Raw genomic sequence first — 17,821 nt, forward strand, 5'->3', positions numbered from 1 at the left:
GCATCCTGCGCCTGCCGACGGCAGGCCGCCACGCTGACCGATTTCAGCGCGCTGGCGCCCGGATGCCGTCAACCGGCATTGAGAAAGGCGCCGATGCGCCGGTAAGCCAGTTCGCAGACTTCCGGCACCAGCGCTTCCATGTTCAGAAAGGCGTGCACCTGGTCTTCCAGGTGCAGGAGCGCCACTTCGGCGCCGGCCGCCTGCAGCTTGCGCGCGTACTGCTGCCCTTGGTCGCGCAGGATGTCGTGCCCGGCGGTGATCAGCAGCGTCGCCGGCATCTGCCCGTGCGCTTCCCAATGCAGCGGCGACGCCTGGCGGCGGTCCTCGCCATGCTGGAAATAATTGTCGAAGTACCAGTCGGTGCGGGCGCGGGTCAGGAAGAAGCCTTCGCCGTTTTCCGCCACCGACGGCTGGTCCAGCGTGTAATCGACGCAGGGGTAGATCAGCGCCTGGCGGGCGATGTCCAGCGATGGGTCGCGGCCGGCCAGGCCGCTGACGCTGGCGCACAGCGCGCCGCCGGCGGAGTCCCCGGCCAGCGACAGCCGTCGCCGGTAGGCGAGCCCTCGGCCATCCAGCGTATCCCATACATGCCTGGCCACGCATAGCGCGTCGTCCAACCCGGCCGGATAAGGATTTTCCGGCGACAGCCGGTATTCGGCGGCGACGACGATGTGGCGGCTGGCGGCGGCGAGCCGGCGGTGGATGCCGTCGTAGACGCTGACCCCGCCGGCCATGTGGCCGCCGCCGTGCAAAAAGACCAGCACCGGCAATGCCGCACCGGGTTCGGGATGGTAGATGCGCACCGGCACCGGGTAGCCGCCGCCGTGCACCAGGTCGTCGTTGACCCAGGCGATGGCGGGCCCGGGCGAAACCATCTGCGCGGTCAGCTGCGCCAGCGCTTCCCGCGCGCCTATCGCCGTCGGCTTGTAACCTTCGGCCAGCCGCTGCGCCGTTTGCCGATTGAGTTCGGCCAGCCAGGGTTGCAGATTGGGGTGCAGTCTGAGCATGGTCTGTCCCGTCGATGCAAGATATTGATTTGACAGGCTATACCATTCGCATTTTTGCGGCAAGCGACATGACCGTCTGTTGACTTGTCAACCAAACAGCAGATCCAGCAAGCCGGGTTTGACGCGGGCGCGCAGGTGGCCGCTGTCGGCCAGCAGGCGGTCGATCAGATCGTTGTCGGCGCGGGGCTGCCGGGCCCTCACCGGATCGCGCCCGCCGCTGGGCGCGAGCGCCAGCGCGCCGTCGCGGCGGCTCAGCCGGTAGCCCCCGGCGCAAGCCGGGCAGAACAGCTCGTCGCCGTCGGCCGCCGCCGCCGGCACCGCGATGATGGGACCGCAGGCCTCGCAGCGCTGCATCGGCACGCCGGGCTCGCTGTGGCCGAGCACATGGTCCAGCCGGCCCGCCTCGCCCAGCAGGATGAAACGTTCGCCGAGCTCGGCGTCGAACTGGCGGCCCAGGTTGTCGCGCAGGATGGCCAGCGCTTGGGGGACGGGCATGCCCTGGCGGTAGGGCCGGGTGCTGGTCATCGCGTCGAAGGCGTCGGCGATGCCGACGATGCGCGCCGCCAGCGGGATGGCCTTGCCGGCCAGCCGGTCCGGGTAGCCGTTGCCGTCAGGGGTTTCGTGATGGCGCAGCACCGCGTCCATCACCAGCTCGGCCAGCGGGTGGTCCTTCAGCAGATCGGCGCCGACGCGCGGGTGGGTCTTGATCACCTCGTATTCCTCGTCGCTGAGCTTGCCGGGCTTGCTCAGCACCGCGTCAGGCACGCCCACCTTGCCCAGATCATGCAGAAAGCCGCCCAGCGCGACTCTTTCCACTTCGGCCTGCGGCAGCTGCAGATCGGCCGCCAGCAGGTGGCTGTAGCGCGACACGCGCCACAAATGGCCGCCGGTATAGGCGTCGCGCGCCTCCACCAGCATGGCCATCGTGTACAGGGTTTTCAGCAGTTCGCGGCTGGCTTGCATGGCGTGCTCGGCGAGGGTGGCGACGCTTTACTATGGCATATGCGCAGGCAGCGCGCGGCTTTCGCGCATGATATGCTGCGCTGGCGATGATGCGACATGATTCGAGCGTTTGATCTAATTTTGTCGTAACTTGATGTTTGCGATCATGCAATTTTCATTTTTCCTCCGTAGTGTGTGAGGACGCGCCGCCAGACAGGCGCGATCCACACGCGAAAAACAAGGAGGAGTGCGAATGAAGTCATGGTTGCTGCTGGGACTGACCTTTTCCTCGCTGGCTTGGGCCGGCAATGACAACGGCGCGCCGGATCCGCGCTACGCCCACGTGCTGTCGCCGTCCGGCCCGCTGAGCCGCGCCGAGCTGCTCAAGCGCGGCCTGCCCAAGCAGCAGGCCGCCGCCCGCGTTTCCGCGCTGTCGGTTCCCGGGCCCGCCACTTACACCTATGTGCGTTGCTTCTACCGCGCGGGCGGCGCCAATACCCAGCCCGGCACCGATTACGAGTGGGCGCTGGATCCGTCCAGCGGCGACTACTACCGTTTGAACGGCAACTGGTGGTCCAGCAGCATCTTCGACTGGAAGAACATGTTCTACAGCGACGTGACGCAGGACACGCTGCGTTCCGTCTGCCAGCAGACGCTGGCCAAGAAGGGCAGGCCGTCGCAGCCGGCGATGGTGTTCGCCGCCGACAACGCGATGTCGTTCAACTACACGGTATGGACCAACGACAAGGCCGGACAGGGCAGCCGCATCAACAAGATCATCGCTTTCGGCGACAGCCTGTCCGACAACCAGAACGTCTACAACGCCTCGCAGTGGACGCTGCCCAACCGCAACAGCTGGTATATCGGCCACTTCAGCAACGGCCCGGTGTGGGTGGAATACCTGGCCGACCGGCTGAAGCTGCCGATGTACAACTGGGCGATCGGCGGCGCCGGCGTGTCGACGCAGAAGCTGGTGATTCCGGGCGTGGTGCAGCAGGTGCAGTCGTGGCAGGACTACATGAAGCAGGCGCCCAATTACGATCCCGCCACCACGCTGTTCACGATGTGGATAGGCGGCAACGACCTGGTCAACTACGGCAGCACGCCGGACAAGGTGATCGCCGGCCAGCAGCAGGCGCTGACCAGCCTGATCAACGCCGGCGGCCGCAACATCCTGCTGCTGAAGCTGCCCGACGTGTCGCGCGCGCCGGTGTTCCAGTACAAGGGCGGCGCGGCCACCGTGGCGGCGCAGGTCAAGGACCTGAACCAGAAGCTGGACGCGCTGGCCGCCTCGTTGCGCCAGCAGTACGGCGTCAACATCCAGGTGTTCGACAGCTATGCGATGTTCAATGATCTGTTGACCAATCCGGGCAAGTACCAGGTCAGCAACACCACCCAGTCCTGCCTGAACATCAACGCCGATTCCTCGCTTAACTACATGCAGACTCAGTCGCCGCGCGCCAATTGCGCGAACGCGGACAGCTTCGTGTTCTGGGACACGCTGCACCCCACCACCCACACCCATCTGCTGCTGGGCAACGCGGTGGCGGACTTCCTCGGCTCGGCCGGCGCGATGCCGCTGTTGAGCAAGGCGCGCTGACGCGCGGGCGGGCGGCGTTTGGCGCGCCGCCCGCCAGGGCTTACAATTCGGTTTTGATCCGGCCGCGGGTTTTCCCGCGGCCCGGCCGAACCGTAATCGAAAGCCCCCATGTCCACCCTGACCGAACTCCTTCGCCGCGCCGACGCGGCGCGCGCCGCGCTGATCGAGCGCCTGGCCGCCGAAGACACCAACTGTTACCGCCTGTTCCACGGCAGCGTGGAGGGCGTGCCCGGCCTGGCCATCGACCGCTACGGCGAACAGATCCTGGCGCAGACTTTCCACCAGCCGCTGAGCGACGCCGAGCTGGAGGAGATCCGCGCGCATTACCGCCAGACGCTGCCGGAACTGGCGCTGGTGTACAACGACCGCAGCGACGGCAACTCCCGCATCCGCAACGCGCTGCCATTGGCCGAGCAGGCGGTGGCCGAACAGGATGTGACCATCCGCGAGAACGGCGTGGCCTTCCACTACCAGGCGCGCCACAAGGGCCAGGACCCCTGGCTGTTTCTCGACCTGCGCGCCGCGCGCCGCCGCGTGATGCAGCTGGCCGAGGGCAAGAGCGTGCTCAATCTGTTCTCCTACACCTGCGGCGTGGGCGTGGCGGCGGCCAAGGCCGGCGCCAGCTTCGTGCTGAACGTGGACTTCGCCGAGTCCAGCCTCAGCGTCGGCCGCGCCAACGCCAAGCTGAACCTGCTGGCCACCCGCCCGCGCTGCCTGCACAGCGACGTGTTCGCCGCCGTGCGCCAGCTGTCCGGCATCGGCCAGCCTGACCGCGTGCGCGGCAAGAAGATGCCGCCCTTCCCGAAGCTGGAGCCGCGCCAGTTCGACCTGGTGTTCCTCGATCCGCCGCGCTATTCCAAGAGCCCGTTCGGGGTGGTGGACCTGGTCAACGACTACCAGGCGCTGTTCAAGCCGGCGCTGCTGGCCACCGCGCCGGGCGGCATGCTGATTTGTTGCAATAATGTTGCAGAAGTGGACGGCGACGCCTGGCTGGAGAGTTTGAAGCGCAGCGCCGCCAAGGCCGGCCGGGAAGTGCGTTCCGCCGAGTGGATCGTCCCCGACGAAGACTTCCCCAGCAGCGACGGCAAACCCCCGCTGAAGATTGTCCTGCTTGACGTTTGAGACGCATTCTCAACAAAAAAGCCGTGATCGGATCACGGCTTTTTTCATGGTTTGAGCCAGGACAACTGATGTTGAAGCAAGTTTAATTGTTTAAAATTAACACTTTATTTTAAATGTAAACGGCTGATATTCTGTTTGACAGGAAGCCCCGGCCGGCGCGGAGCCTTAACCGCGACTGGATCACAACGACGGGCATTCCACTCATAACAAACAAGGTATCGGGTGAATACATGAAACAAACCATCGTTCTGTCCCTGCTGGCGGGCATGATGGCCTGCGGTCAGGCGCAGGCCCAGTCCGAACAGCCCCCCAGCGACGAGCTGGACGGCGTGATCTCCGCCGGCAAGCCCTTGACCGGCAGCGAGGCGCGCGCCGCCTCGAGCCAGGCCAAGCCGCAGCCCGGCAGCGCCACCTACACTTACCTGCGCTGCTACTATCGCAAGAGTCCGGCGGCCAACCAGCCGCAGACCGACTACGTGTGGGCCACCGATCCGTCCAGCGGCGACTATTACCGCGTCAACGGCTACTGGTGGTCCGGCAGCTTCGTCGCGCTGAAGAACATGTTCTACAGCGACGTCAGCCAGGACACGCTGCGTTCGGTATGCCAGCAGACGCTGGCCAAGCAGGGCATCAACCGGCCGCTGGCGCTGTTCGCCGCCGCCAACAACGTGATGTCCTACAACCACACCATCTGGACGCTGGATAGCGCGAGCCAGGGCAACGCGATCAACCGCATGGTGGTGTTCGGCGACAGCCTGTCCGATACCCAGAACATGTACGGCGCCTCGCAATGGCGGCTGCCGGTGGCCAGCAGCTGGTACGTCGGCCGCTTCAGCAACGGACGGGTCTGGGTCGAGCATCTGGCCGACCAGCTCAAGCTGCCGTTCTACAACTGGGCGATCGGCGGTTCCGCCGCCGACAGCCACCTGGTGGTGCCGGGCCTGTTGCAGCAGGTGGATTCCTGGACCCAGTACATGCAGAAGGCGCCGAACTACCGTGCGGAAAACACGCTGTTCACCATGCTGATCGGCGGCAACGACCTGCTGAACTACGGCCGCGCCGTGGACCAGGTGATCGCCGACCAGGGCAAGGCGCTGGACAAGATCATCGCCGCGGGCGGCCGCAACATCGTGGTGCTGACGCTGCCCGACCTGTCGCGCACGCCGTCCGGCTCGGCCGGCGGCAAGGCGGCGCAGCTGGCGCAGCAGGTGAAGGACTACAACGCCAAGCTGGCGACGCTGGTGGCCAATCTGCAGCAGAAGCACGGCGCGGCGCTCAAGCTCAAGCTGTTCGACGCCTACGGCATGTTCAACGACCTGCTGGCCAATCCGGCCAAGTACCAGGTGAGCAATACCACCCAGCCTTGCCTGAACGTGGCCCCGAACGCCAGCCTGCCGTACATCTCGTCGCAGACGCCGCGTGCGGAATGCACCAACGCCGACGCCTACGTGTTCTGGGACAATCTGCATCCGACCACGCACACCCACGTGCTGCTGGGCCAGATGGTGGCCGACTTCCTGCGCAAGCAGAACCTGAACCTGGCGGCGCAGGCGCGCCGACGCTGAGTCTGACGCCGCTTGCGGCGAGACGGACCGCATGCCTTGCCGGCATGCGGTTTTTTTTATCCTGGCGGGCCGGGGCAGGCGATCTGCTATGCTGGCCGGAGTGCGATGCGGAGCCCGACATGTTCACTTTCCCGCTGGATTGCCGGCAGTTGTTCGATGAGCGTAGACGCCAGTTCGCCGGCTGGGGCATCCCGCGCGCCGTGGTCGCCAGGGTGGAGCGCCGGGTGGAGGACGCCTGGCGCGACGGGCCCGGCGGCTGGTGCCGGGAGTGGAGCGTCGAAGCCGGGCGGGCCGAGGCCGGCGGGCGATGGCTGCTGGCGGCGCACTTGCACGGCGCCGCCTGCTTCCCGGTGGCGAACACGCCCGGGCGGCGCGAGGCGCTGCGGCGGCAGGTCCAGTGTTTCCTGCGCGCGGCCGGCGGCTTCCCCTGCCATTTCCAGCGCCTGGAAAGCGCGGAACTGGGCCCTTTGCATCTGTACCAGCCGCGCGGCGCGGATGCCGCCCCCTTGCTCTGCCTGTCAGGCGGCGTCGACACCGGCAAGATCGCGCTGCACCGGCTGGCGGTGTGGCTGGTCCGCCTGGGCGGTTTCCGGGTATTGGCGGCGGACATGCCGGGCACCGGGGAAAACCCGCAGCGATTGACGCGGGACGCCGACGGCTACTACCGGCAGCTGCTGCAAGGCTTCGGCGGGGGCGGGCGCTGCGGCATGCTGGGCGTCAGCTTCGGCGGCTATTGGGCGGCCAAGCTGGCGCTGGCGGGAGACGTGGCGGCGGCGGTGGATCTGGGCGGCCCGCTGATCGGCGTGGAGGAGCTGGATGCCGGCTACGCCGCCGGACTGCCCAACGGCATGAGCGGCATCGTCGCGCATGCGCTGGGCTGGACGGAGATGCCGCCGCCTGACGAGGCGCTGGCCATGCTCAGGCGCTTCTCGCTGCGCCGGCAGGGCTGGCTGACGCCCGGCCGCGGCGCGCCGCTGCTGGCGGTGAACGGCGAAGCGGATCCCTATGTGCCGGCCTGGGAAAGCGAAGTGTTCCGCGCCTGGCCGCAGGGCGAAGTCTGGCGCTTCGCCGGCCTGGGCCATTGCGCGGCCGAGCGCCTGCCTTGGATCCTGCCGGCGCTGAGCGCCTGGCTGCGGACGCATTTGATCGGAAACTCCGCCGGCAACCGGCTGGCGTTGCAACTGGCCCGGCTGCTGCTGCCGCGCCAGGCGCCGCCGCTGAGCTTGCCGATGGCGGGCGGCAGCCGCTAAGCTTGGATACACGATGAAAACGCCACGGGGCCCGCTGGGCCCCGTCTGTATTGAGAAAGCGACCCCATGAGCGAAACCGCGCCCCTGACGCCCCAACCCTGTCCCAAATGCGGCGCGCGCGCCGAACTGGTGAAGGCCGGCTCCCGCCGGATCTGGGTGCAGTGCAGCCGCTATCCGGACAAGGGCAACTGCCCGGCCATCGGCGCCCAGGCCGACAACAAGAAAGAGGCGATCCTGAACTGGAACCGCCTGCGCTGAGCCTCCGTATCCGGACGACGGATGCGGCCGGCCTCACGCGCTGCCGAAGCGGAAGCGCAGCGCCAGGTAGGCGGCACAGACGGCCAGCGTCGCCAGGGTGATCGGCACGCCGACGCGGGCATGGCGCTTCCAGTCGATGGCGATGCCGCGTCTGGCCGCGGCGTCGACGACGATGATGTTGGCGATGCTGCCCACGATCAGCAGATTGCCGGACAGCGTGCTGACCAGCGCCAGCATCAGGCCGCCCATCTCGTGGTGGGCGATCGGCAGCAGCAGCATCACCGCCGGCACGTTGGAGACGATGTTGGACAGCAGGAAGGCGGCGGCGAACAAGGGACCGGGCTGATCCAGCCGCACGCCGAGCGCGGCGAGGCCGGCGACGGCGTCGGCGGTGATTCCGGTGCGCTGCAGCGCGTGGTTGACCACGAACAGGCTCATGAACAGCACCAGCAGCTCCCAGTCGACCAGTCCCAGCATCTTGCGCGAATGCAGCCGGCGGCTCATCAGCAGGATGCCCGCGCCGATCAGGGCCATATGCTCCCTGGGCCAGGGCGCGGCAAGAAACGCCAGCAGCAGCGCGGCGGCGATGATCAGCCCTTTCGCGGTTTGCCAGCCGTCGAACGGCGTCTCCTCCGCATGCGTCCCGGCGGCGGCCGCGCCGTCATCGAGCCAGCGGCCGGCGGTCTGGCGGACGATCAGCGCCCAGCACGCCAGCAGCCCGAAGCCGACCGGCAGCACGGCTTCCAGGAAATAGCCGCCGAAGGGCAGGCGCAGCGTCTGGCCGATCAGCATGTTCTGCGGATTGCCGATCAGCGTGGCGGCCGAGCCGATGTTGGAGGCGCAGGCCAGCGCCAGCAGGAACGGCACCGGATCGAGCCGGCGCCGCCGGCAGGCGTCGATCAGCACCGGCGCGACGGCCAGGCAGACGATGTCGTTGCTGAATACTGCCGACAGCGCCGCGGCGGCGAATGTCAGCACCGCCAGCAGGCCGGCCGGGCTCAGCGGCAAGGTCGCCAGCTTGTGGGTGATCCAGTCGTAGAAGCCGCCCAGGCGCATCTGCGCCGACACCACCATGAAGGCGAACAGCAGGATCAGCGTCGGCAGGTGCATGGAGGCCACCGCGTCTTCCAGGCTCAGCGCGTTGACGCCGATCAGCGCGATCGCGCCGAGCAGGGCGACGCCGGTGCGGTCCAGCTGCAGGAACGGCAGTCCGCCCAGAATCATGCCCAGATAGACGATGAGGAAGATGGCTAGGATGGTGGTGGTCATGTCGGTGGCGCCTGCGCGCTCAGCCTGTGAGGATCAGGCAGGCCGGCGTCGGAAGTTCGAAAGACTGCAGTCTAATGGAATCCGGCGGCGCGCGGCGCATGCCTGGCGCCGGCGCGGCTATTGGTTGGCGCGCACCCAGCGGTGCCACTGCGCGAACAGTTCCGGCGTGATCGCGCCGATCACCGAGCGCTTCCACACCACGTCGCTCCAGTAGTCGTCGGTGTTGAGGCTGGCCAGGCAGGCGCCGGCTTCCTCGGCGATGACGGCGCCGGCGGCGTAGTCCCACAATCGCTGGCCGCCATGCAGGTAAAGGTCGTAGCGGCCGGCGGCCAGGAAGCACCAGTCCAGCGTGCTGGAGCCCATATTGCGCTGGCTGCCGCAGGGCGCCACGCTGCCGATGCGGGCGGCCAGCTTGCCGGAGCGCAGGTATTTGACCTCGACGCTGGCGATGGCGTCGCCCATGCAGTTGTTGATGGTCTTCAGCGGCAGCCGGTGGCCGTTCAGCCACGCGCCCTGGCCGCGGCGGGCGTAGAACATCTCGTCCGACACCGGGTTGTAGATCACGCCCAGCTCGCTTTTGCCGTCCACCATCAGGCCGACCGAGATCGCGAAATAGGGCAGGCCGTTGACGAAGTTGGTGGTGCCGTCTATCGGGTCCACCACCCACAGCCCATCCTTGTTGGCGGCCCACAGCGCGTCCTGCTCCTCGCGCTCCATTTCCTCGCCCAGCACCGGGTGCGGCAGGATGGCCGGCAGGCGCCGCTGCAGTTCTTCCTGGCAGGCGAGGTCGGCTTCGGTGAACAGGGTGCCGTCGTCCTTGCGGCTTTTGCCGACGCGCAGAAAGCGCGGCATCACCTCGCGGGCGGCCACGTCGCGTACCAGCTGCATCACCTGTTCTAGCACCTGCATTCTTCTCTCCCTGCGTCGTTCCGGCGCGAAAGCGGTTTGCCGAATGGAGCAAACCTAGCAAAATACCGGTATCAACAGCGACTTTCAATATCCGATGCCAAGGTTTTATCTAGACGCCGATCTCGCGGTCGGCCAGCAACTGTCCCTGCCCGATGCTGTGGTGCGTCATGTACAAGTATTGCGGCTGAACGCCGGCGACGCCATCACGCTGTTCAACGGCCGCGGCGGCGAGTACCAGGCCGCGCTCAGTGCGGTGATGAAGCGCGACGCTCACTGCGTGATCGAGCGTTTCGACGACGTTTCACGTGAAACCCCGCTCTGGCTGGGTTTGGCCCAGGGCATCTCCGGCGGCGACAAGATGGAGTTCACGCTGCAGAAGGGCGTGGAGATGGGGGTATCGGTGTTTCAGCCCATCGCCGCCGGCCGCTCGGTGGTCAAGCTCAGCGGCGAGCGCGCCGACAAGCGCGTCGCGCGCTGGCAGGAGATCGTGGTCTCGGCCTGCGAGCAGAGCGGCCGCAATACGGTGCCGCAGGTGCTGCCCATCCTGACGCTGAACGAGTGGCTGGCGCAGCGGCAGGAAGCCGACATCCGGCTGATCCTGTCTCCGCGCGGCGACCGGAGCCTGGCGCAGCTGGCCGAGCGGCCGGCGCGCAGCTGGCTGATGGCGGGGCCGGAGGGCGGCTTCTCCGCGCAGGAGGAGGACGCGGCGCTGGCGGCCGGCTGGACGCCGCTGAAGCTGGGGCCGCGCATCCTGCGCACCGAGACGGCGGCGTTGGCGGCGGTGGCGGCGATGCAGGCGGTGTGGGGGGATTATAAGTAAGGCGCGTCACCCCCAAGGGGTGTTCCGCCTCAAAACATATTGCTTGGCGCCCATGTCAAGCCGCGGAAGCCCGCTGTGCGGGCATACCGCCTTAACGCTTGGCTCAGATCGATTGCGACTGCAGGGATGGGGCGGCGGAACGCCCGGCCGGGCCGGGCTGCCGCCCTACAGAAAGCGCAGCGGGTCTATCTTCCACTTCTCCGGCGACTCGTGCTTGACGATGCGGTCGCCGCCGCCGAAGCCCATCCTGCGCGACAGGTCCACGACCTCGGGCGGAATGTGGGTGTTGCTCTTGGTGCTGAAGAACACCTTCACCTTGGGCGAAACCAGATTGTCCTCGTTCTGCTCCACCACCACGCCCAGGCGGCCGCTTTCCAGCCGCACCAGGGTGCCGACCGGGTAGATGCCTATCACCCGCATGAAGGCCTGCACCAGCTCCGGATTGAAGTGGAATTTCGACCATTCGTAGATCTTGCGCAGCGCGTCGGTGGGCGGCATGCCCTTGTGGTAGCAGCGGTTGGAGGTGAGGGCGTCGTAGACGTCGACGATGGCCGCCATCTGTCCCAGCTGCGAAATCTCCTCGCCCTTGAGCCCGGCCGGATAGCCGCTGCCGTCGTGGCGCTCATGGTGCTGGCCGGCCACCAGCACCGCGGTTTCGGAGATGCCGCGGGTGGCGTGCAGGATCTTCTGGCTCTCCACCACGTGGCATTTCATCACCATGAACTCCTGCTCGGTCAGCTTGCCGGGCTTGTTCAGGATGGAGTCGGGCACCTTCATCTTGCCGATGTCGTGCAGCATGCCGCCGATGCCGGCGTGGTGTATCACTTCCTTGCTCATGCCCAGCGCGTTGCAGAAGCTGACCATCAACGCGCCGACGCTGACCGAGTGCTGGAAGGTGTAGTTGTCCTTGTCCTTGATCCGGCACAGCGACAGCAGCGCGCCGCCGTTGCGCAGGATGGAGCCGGTCAGTTTTTCCACCTGCGGCTCCACCTGTTCCAGCTCCACCTGCTTGCCCAGCCGCACGTCCTGCAGGATGTCGCGGATGATCTGGTTGGCCTCGTGATGGATGGTTTGCGCGCGGCCGAATTCTTCGGCCGCCTCCACGTGCCGGGTCACCGTGCGCTCGCGCGAGGCGATCTCGCGCAGCTCGCTTTCCAGCTGCTTGCGCACTTCGCCTTCGCTGCGGGCGGAGGGCAGATCCATGCCCTTCCGGGTATCGATATAGACTTCGTGGATGCCGGCGTCGGCGATCTTGCGGATCTCGCTCTCGTCTTTCACCTTGAAGCGGTTGACCAGAAAGGGATGGGACATCCAGTCGCAGTTGAGGTCGTGGATGTACATGCCGACCTTGAGATCGTTGACGTCGATGCACTTGATCATGGCGCGTGGCGGCCTGTCGCCGCGGTATGAAATTCAGCAAATCATTATGTTCGACGATGTGAACCGCCGGCAAGCATCGTCTTGACGGACAAGGCGACTATTCTCAGCATCAGCCGCAACGGCCCGATTTGCAAGGATCAGGCGCGGCATGCCGCGGCCGCCCGGCCGGGCCGCGCCGATTTCCGCCGCCGAACTCGATGGCGAAGGACTTGTCGAACCCGGCAATCCTGGTATATATTCCCGCAATTTTGTTCGGAACGGATGTGATGAAACAGGCAGCACGGCAGCGAAGCGGCATCAGCGACACCCTGGCGGGCGGCGCGGCGTCCCTGCTGCGAGGCGCGGCCGTTCCCGACATTCCCGCATTCACGAAAAAAAGCCCCTGACGACAGGGGCTTTTTTTTCGCCCGCAACCGCCAATACGAGGAAAGCGACCATGGCCAATCCACTGTACCGGAAACACATCATCTCCATACCCGACTTCAGCCGCGAGGAACTGGAACTGGTGGTGGACACCGCCGCTCGCCTCAAGCAAAGCCCGCGCGGCGACCTGCTGCAGGACAAGCTGGTGGCCAGCTGTTTCTTCGAGCCGTCCACCCGCACCCGGCTGTCGTTCGAGACCGCGGTGCAGCGCCTGGGCGGCAACATCATCGGCTTCGCCGACGGCGGCAATACCAGCGCGAAGAAAGGCGAGACGCTGGCCGACTCGATCAAGATCATCAGTTCCTACACCGACGCGGTGGTGATGCGCCATCCGAAGGAAGGCGCGGCCCGGCTGGCCAGCGAGTTTTCGGCGGTGCCGGTGATCAACGGCGGCGACGGCTCCAACCAGCACCCGACCCAGACCCTGCTCGATCTGTTCTCCATCCGCGAGACCCAGGGCCGGCTGGACGGCCTCACCGTCGCCTTCGCCGGCGACCTGAAGTACGGCCGCACCGTGCATTCGCTGGCGCAGGCGCTGTCGCTGTTCGGCGCGCGCTTCTACTTCGTGTCGCCGGAGGTGCTGGCGATGCCGGACTACATCTGCGAGGAGCTGGACGAGAAGGGCATTTCGTACACGGTGGCGGACAGCCTGGAAGCGGTGATCCCCGAGGTGGACGTGCTGTACATGACCCGGGTGCAGCGCGAGCGCTTCGACGAGGCGGAGTTCAGGAAGATCCAGGGCCAGTACGCGCTGCGCGCCGACATGCTGAAGCACGCCCGCCCCGGCATGAAGGTGCTGCACCCGCTGCCGCGCGTGGACGAGATCGCGGTGGACGTGGACGCCACCCCGCACGCCTACTACTTCGAGCAGGCGAAGAACGGCGTCTACGCGCGCCAGGCGCTGCTGTCGCTGGTGTTGAACGAAACCGTGTAATCAGGCTAGGAAAGGATAAAGACCATGCAATACACCCGCACCGTGGAAGCGCTGAAGCAAGGCACCGTGATCGACCACATTCCGGCTGGCGAAGGCGTCAAGATCCTGCGCCTGTTCAAACTGACCGAAACCGGCGAGCGCGTCACCGTCGGCCTCAACCTGGTCAGCCGCCATATGGGCAGCAAGGATCTGATCAAGGTGGAGAACGTGGCGCTGACCGAGGAACAAGCCAACGAACTGGCCCTATTCGCACCGAAAGCGACAGTAAACGTCATCGACAACTTCGAAGTTGTAAAAAAGCATAAATTGACCCTGCCCGATGCGGTGGAGGGCATTTTCTCCTGCCCTAATTCCAATTGCATTTCGCATAATGAGCCGGTGAAGAGCGTCTTCTACGTAAAAACACTGGCACATGACACAAAAATGAAGTGCAAGTATTGCGAAAAGGTGTTCAGTAGGGATATTGTTGCAGAGGTGCGCTGAGTCGTACAAAGGGTGAGAATAGAGAAATATCAAGAAAACACTGCGTTCGACAGTGGCAGTAAAAATCGGGAAAGCGCCGCGGGAGACTGCGGCGCTTTTCATTTGTTGCGACTCGCCGCAGGCGGGCGAGAGCAAGCGGGAGCCGGTCGGCGTCCCCGGGAGGCGGTCAGACGATGAAGCCGTGGTGGCGGCGCCATACCCTTGTCCTGAATTTGCCGTTGGCGGCCGGCTGCGGCGCGCTGGGCGCGCTGCTGGTGCTGGGCTTTCAATTCGCATTGCATGCGATCGAGCAGGGCTTGAGCGGACGCAGCGGCAGCCTGGTGGCAATCGCGCGCCAGCTGGCGCCCTGGCAACGCGCGCTGGCGCCGGTGCTGGGCGGCCTGCTGGCCGGCCTGATTTTGCAGCAGGGCCGGCATCTGCTGCGCGGCGCCGCCGAAGGCGACTACCTGGAGGCGGTGCGCGTCGGCGACGGCCGGCTCAGCCTGCGCCGCACCCTGGTCAACAGCCTGTCGTCGCTTGCCACCGTCGCCAGCGGCGGCTCCATCGGCCGCGAGGGCGCGATGGTGGCGCTGGCCGCGCTGGGCGGCTCGCTGCTGGCCCGGCTGGCGTCGCTGGGCCTGCCGCGCCGCCGCCTGCTGGTGGCCTGCGGCATCGCCGCCGGCTGGGCAGCCGCCTACCATGCGCCGCTGGCGGCCGTCGCCTTCGTCTGCGAGGTGGTGTGGCGCCGTCTGGATTGGCGCGCGCTGCCGGCCCTGCTGCTGGCGGCGCTGACCGCCAGCCTCACCGTCGATCGCCTGTTCGGTCTTGCTCCCTTGTATCAACCCGCGCCGCTGGCGGCGCCCGACCATCTGGCCCTGGCCGGCTATTGCCTGCTGGCGCTGTTGCTGGGCGTCGCTTCGCCGCTGTTCATGGGCGCGATGGAGCTGGGCCGCCGGGCGATGGGCAGATTGCCGCTGCGGCTGCCGTGGCGGATGGCGCTGGGCGGCGCGGTGGTCGGGGGGCTGGCCTGGTTCTGGCCGCAGATGTGGGGCAATGGCTATAGCACGGTTTCGTGGCTGCTGGTCAGCGATCCGGCCTGGCAACTGGTGTTGACGCTGCTGGCGTGCAAGCTTGTGGCCACCTCCGCCACCAGCGGCTCGGGCGCCGTCGGGGGCATCTTCACGCCCATGCTGTTCGCCGGCGCGGCCGGCGGCGCGCTGGCCGGGCAAGTGCTGAACATGCTGCTGCCGGGCTGGCTGCCGGCGGGGGGCGCGGCGCTGGTGGGCATGGCGGCCTTCCTGGCCGCCACCGCGCGCGCGCCGGTGCTGGCGGTGCTGATGCTGATGGAGCTGACCGGCGCCTACGCGATGTTGCCGCCGGTGGCGCTGGCCGCATGGCTGGCGGCGCATATCGGCCGCCGGCTGGGCGGCCGGGCGCTGTACCAGGACGAAGCGGAGCTCAGGCGTCCGGCGCCGGGCCGCTGCTGGTTTCGTCGATGAAGCGCTGCAGGTAGACCAGGTCCAGCCAGCGGCCGAACTTGAAGCCCACTTGCGGCAGGCGGCCCACCTGGACGAAGCCCAGCTTTTCGTGGAAACGGATCGACGCCTCGTTGTCGGCGTCCACCGCGCCCAGCATCGTGTGCTTGCCCAGCGCCTGCGCGCGCGGGAACAGCGCCTGCACCAGAGCGGTGCCTATGCCCTTGCCGCGTGCGTCGGCGGTCAGATGCACGCTGTGCTCGACGGTGAAGCGGTAGCCGGGGCGGGCGCGGAAATCGCCGAAGCTGGAAAAGCCGAGCGCGCGGCCGTCCTCGTCCTCCGCCAGCAGCACCGGGTAGCCGGCGGCGGCGCGGTCCTGGAACCATACCGCGAACTCGCCCGGGGTCAGCGGGTCGTCGTTGTAGACGGCGGTGGTGGTGGCGATCACTTCGTTGTAGATGTCGAGTATCGCGGCCAGGTCTTCAAGAGTGGCTTCACGAATCTGCATGTTCTGTCCTTGCTTGAGGTCGTTCGGGGCCCTGAGTCAAGGCCTGAGCAATTAACGTACCAGTATTCAACCGGCGGGTGAGATTTTCTTGCGCGGGCTGCGCTTCTTGCGCGGCGGCGGGGCGGCCTCCTCGGACGGAGAAGGCTGTGGCGTCTCGACGGGCGCCGCGGGCTCGGCGACGGCCGCTTCGCCGTCGTGGCGCAGCCGGATTTCGCTATGCAGCTTGGAGCCGTTGCGGCTCTCCTGCACCGTCAGGAAGTCCAGTTTCTTCACCATCTGCGATAGCCGGCCATGGCCCCAGTTGCGCGGGTCGAACGAGGGGTCGTTCTTGGCGAGATACGAGCCGACGGCCGACAGCTCTGCCCAGCCGCTGTCGCGCGCCACCGCCTCGATCGCAGACGTGAACATGTCCTGCAGCGGATGCTTTTCCTTGTGCGGCGCGGCCTTGGCGCGCGTGCGGCTGCTGCGGGCCTTGGGCTTGTCCGCCGTCGCGGCCGTTTCCGGTTTCGGCTTGGCCGGCGGCGCCGGGCGCAGGATTTCGGTGAACACGAATTTGTCGCAGGCGGCGATGAAGGGACGCGGCGTCTTCGATTGCTCGCCCAGGCCGATCACGGTCAGGCCGCCTTCGCGCAGCCGGGTGGCCAGCCGGGTGAAGTCGCTGTCCGACGACACCAGGCAGAAACCGTCGAAATTGCCGGTGTACAGCAGGTCCATCGCGTCGATGATCAGCGCGGAGTCGGTGGAGTTCTTGCCCTTGGTGTAGGCGAACTGCTGTATCGGCGAGATCGCGTACTGGTGCAGCACTTCCTTCCAGCCCTTGAGCTGGGTGGTGGTCCAGTCGCCGTAGGCGCGCTTGACGATGGCGGTGCCGTACTTGGCCACCTCGGCCAGCAATTCGGCGATCAGCGAGGACTGGGCGTTGTCGGCGTCTATCAATACCGCCAGTTTGCGGTTTTCCATTGAGTCTTTCGTGTAGGGCGACAGCACATGCTATGTCGGGGCTTTCCCGGCTGTCAAAAACTGGCCGAAGCCGGCTGGCTGCGCGCGGCGTTCAGCGCGTGCCCGACGATGCGGTCGACGGTGCCGTCCCGTTTCATGCCGGCCAGCGCCTGGTTCAATTCGCGGATGAAGTCCTGCTTGTACGGGAAGCGGCCGCCGTCGCGGTCGGTGAAGCCGACGTAGCCCTGTTCTTCCGACACCGTCGCGGCCTCGGCCAGCTGGCCTTCGCGGTACAGGCCCAGCCGCTGCAGCTTCGCCAGCTCCATGTCTATCGCCAGCTTGTCGTTCTGGTAGCAATCCAGGTGGCCGCGGATCAGCTTCAGCAGGTTGGTGCGGACGTCCGGCGCCTCCTCCATCGAAATCCGTCCCAGGTCCACCAGCGCCCAGAAGGCGCCGCCGCCGGGACGGAAGCCGGCGTTGTTGCCGAAGCGCAGCCCCAGGTAGTCGTTCGGCCACACCGGGCGGGGCAGCCTCATCACCGCCGCCCGGCAGTAGACCACCACTTTCTCGCGCAGCATGGGCACCGAGTAGGGGCGCATGAAGGGGCGTTCGCCGGGACGGTAATAGGGCGGGGACAGCGCCAGCGCGCGTCCGGCTTCCAGTTCCGCCAGGCCGCGTTTCCACGGCACCGGGTGCAGTTCTATCCGGTAGCCGCTCAGCCGGTCGGAGGCGGCGCGCAGGATGTCGTTGTAGATGCCTTGAGCCTGCCCGCCGGCCTCGTACGAGTAAGGCGGATAGCCGTTGTCGGTCAGGATGGTCACCGTCTGCGGCGCCGCGGCGCAGCAGGCGGACCACAGCATGGGCAACAGTCGAATGGCGGACCGGCGCATCGCGGCAACGCTCCATGAGGGGAATACCATCGTTATAGCGTGTAGCCGGTGGCATGGCTTTTGCGTTG

18 protein-coding genes are annotated in these 17,821 nt (G+C 66.7%); 10 read left to right on the top strand and 8 right to left on the bottom strand.

All coding sequences use genetic code 11. The features are described 5' to 3' along the window. Positions 1 to 68: 68 nt before the first annotated feature. Both CV_RS01715 and CV_RS01720 read right to left on the bottom strand, forming a co-directional pair. Entirely contained in the window at positions 69 to 1,007 is a 939-nt protein-coding gene (locus CV_RS01715) for an alpha/beta hydrolase (RefSeq protein WP_043595275.1), read from the bottom strand. A gap of 87 nt (positions 1,008 to 1,094) precedes the next feature. After that, on the bottom strand, positions 1,095 to 1,970 hold the full coding sequence (locus tag CV_RS01720; RefSeq protein WP_011133914.1) for an HD-GYP domain-containing protein: 876 nt from the start codon (positions 1,968 to 1,970) through the stop codon (positions 1,095 to 1,097). A 232-nt stretch (positions 1,971 to 2,202) separates the two neighbouring features. Here CV_RS01720 and CV_RS01725 point away from each other — a divergent pair, with 232 nt between their 5' ends. The 5 genes from CV_RS01725 to CV_RS01745 all read left to right on the top strand — a co-directional run bounded on the left by CV_RS01725 (position 2,203) and on the right by CV_RS01745 (position 7,744). Beyond that, complete coding sequence (locus CV_RS01725; RefSeq protein WP_080508897.1) at positions 2,203 to 3,549, top strand: SGNH/GDSL hydrolase family protein; 1,347 nt, start codon at positions 2,203 to 2,205, stop codon at positions 3,547 to 3,549. A 108-nt stretch (positions 3,550 to 3,657) separates the two neighbouring features. Beyond that, positions 3,658 to 4,671, top strand: coding sequence for a class I SAM-dependent rRNA methyltransferase (locus CV_RS01730; protein ID WP_011133916.1), 1,014 nt, complete (start codon positions 3,658 to 3,660; stop codon positions 4,669 to 4,671). 230 nt (positions 4,672 to 4,901) lie between these two features. Then, complete coding sequence (locus CV_RS01735; protein WP_227590066.1) at positions 4,902 to 6,236, top strand: SGNH/GDSL hydrolase family protein; 1,335 nt, start codon at positions 4,902 to 4,904, stop codon at positions 6,234 to 6,236. A gap of 119 nt (positions 6,237 to 6,355) precedes the next feature. Beyond that, positions 6,356 to 7,486 (top strand): alpha/beta hydrolase, encoded by a 1,131-nt coding sequence (locus CV_RS01740; RefSeq protein WP_011133918.1) that lies wholly within the window; start codon positions 6,356 to 6,358, stop codon positions 7,484 to 7,486. A 66-nt stretch (positions 7,487 to 7,552) separates the two neighbouring features. Then, a complete protein-coding gene (locus CV_RS01745) occupies positions 7,553 to 7,744 on the top strand; it encodes a Lar family restriction alleviation protein (protein WP_011133919.1) in 192 nt (63 codons plus the stop codon). 33 nt (positions 7,745 to 7,777) lie between these two features. Here CV_RS01745 and CV_RS01750 read toward each other — a convergent pair whose 3' ends face one another. Both CV_RS01750 and CV_RS01755 read right to left on the bottom strand, forming a co-directional pair. Next, complete coding sequence (locus tag CV_RS01750) at positions 7,778 to 9,013, bottom strand: anion transporter (RefSeq protein ID WP_011133920.1); 1,236 nt, start codon at positions 9,011 to 9,013, stop codon at positions 7,778 to 7,780. A 117-nt stretch (positions 9,014 to 9,130) separates the two neighbouring features. Further along, positions 9,131 to 9,922, bottom strand: a complete 792-nt coding sequence (locus tag CV_RS01755) for an inositol monophosphatase family protein (RefSeq protein WP_043595277.1) — start codon at positions 9,920 to 9,922, stop codon at positions 9,131 to 9,133. 94 nt (positions 9,923 to 10,016) lie between these two features. Between CV_RS01755 and CV_RS01760 the strand changes: the two genes are divergently transcribed. Beyond that, the gene (locus CV_RS01760) at positions 10,017 to 10,742 is read left to right on the top strand and encodes a 16S rRNA (uracil(1498)-N(3))-methyltransferase (protein ID WP_011133922.1); all 726 of its coding nucleotides are present in this window, start codon (positions 10,017 to 10,019) and stop codon (positions 10,740 to 10,742) included. A gap of 165 nt (positions 10,743 to 10,907) precedes the next feature. Here CV_RS01760 and CV_RS01765 read toward each other — a convergent pair whose 3' ends face one another. Then, positions 10,908 to 12,122, bottom strand: a complete 1,215-nt coding sequence (locus CV_RS01765; RefSeq protein ID WP_011133923.1) for an HD-GYP domain-containing protein — start codon at positions 12,120 to 12,122, stop codon at positions 10,908 to 10,910. 197 nt (positions 12,123 to 12,319) lie between these two features. On the opposite strand from CV_RS01765, the gene CV_RS01770 reads away from it, so the two are divergent. From CV_RS01770 to CV_RS01785, 4 genes are all read left to right on the top strand, one after another. Beyond that, complete coding sequence (locus CV_RS01770) at positions 12,320 to 12,508, top strand: hypothetical protein (protein WP_043595280.1); 189 nt, start codon at positions 12,320 to 12,322, stop codon at positions 12,506 to 12,508. A 50-nt stretch (positions 12,509 to 12,558) separates the two neighbouring features. After that, a complete protein-coding gene (gene pyrB / locus CV_RS01775; protein ID WP_043595282.1) occupies positions 12,559 to 13,479 on the top strand; it encodes an aspartate carbamoyltransferase in 921 nt (306 codons plus the stop codon). Positions 13,480 to 13,503: 24 nt separating this feature from the next. Beyond that, on the top strand, positions 13,504 to 13,962 hold the full coding sequence (gene pyrI, locus CV_RS01780; protein ID WP_011133925.1) for an aspartate carbamoyltransferase regulatory subunit: 459 nt from the start codon (positions 13,504 to 13,506) through the stop codon (positions 13,960 to 13,962). 173 nt (positions 13,963 to 14,135) lie between these two features. Then, positions 14,136 to 15,440 carry a chloride channel protein gene (locus CV_RS01785; RefSeq protein WP_080508898.1) on the top strand — a complete coding sequence of 435 codons (1,305 nt, stop codon included), beginning with the start codon at positions 14,136 to 14,138 and terminating at the stop codon, positions 15,438 to 15,440. Here CV_RS01785 and CV_RS01790 read toward each other — a convergent pair. From CV_RS01790 to CV_RS01800, 3 genes are all read right to left on the bottom strand, one after another. Continuing rightward, entirely contained in the window at positions 15,400 to 15,924 is a 525-nt protein-coding gene (locus tag CV_RS01790; protein ID WP_011133927.1) for a GNAT family N-acetyltransferase, read from the bottom strand. The two genes, CV_RS01785 and CV_RS01790, sit on opposite strands and share 41 nt — an antisense overlap. A gap of 66 nt (positions 15,925 to 15,990) precedes the next feature. Continuing rightward, complete coding sequence (locus CV_RS01795) at positions 15,991 to 16,884, bottom strand: NYN domain-containing protein (RefSeq protein WP_011133928.1); 894 nt, start codon at positions 16,882 to 16,884, stop codon at positions 15,991 to 15,993. Between the two features lie 53 nt (positions 16,885 to 16,937). Continuing rightward, positions 16,938 to 17,753, bottom strand: coding sequence for a substrate-binding periplasmic protein (locus CV_RS01800; RefSeq protein ID WP_011133929.1), 816 nt, complete (start codon positions 17,751 to 17,753; stop codon positions 16,938 to 16,940). Positions 17,754 to 17,821: the final 68 nt, after the last annotated feature.

The sequence above is a fragment of the Chromobacterium violaceum ATCC 12472 genome (assembly GCF_000007705.1).
Classification (GTDB): domain Bacteria; phylum Pseudomonadota; class Gammaproteobacteria; order Burkholderiales; family Chromobacteriaceae; genus Chromobacterium; species Chromobacterium violaceum.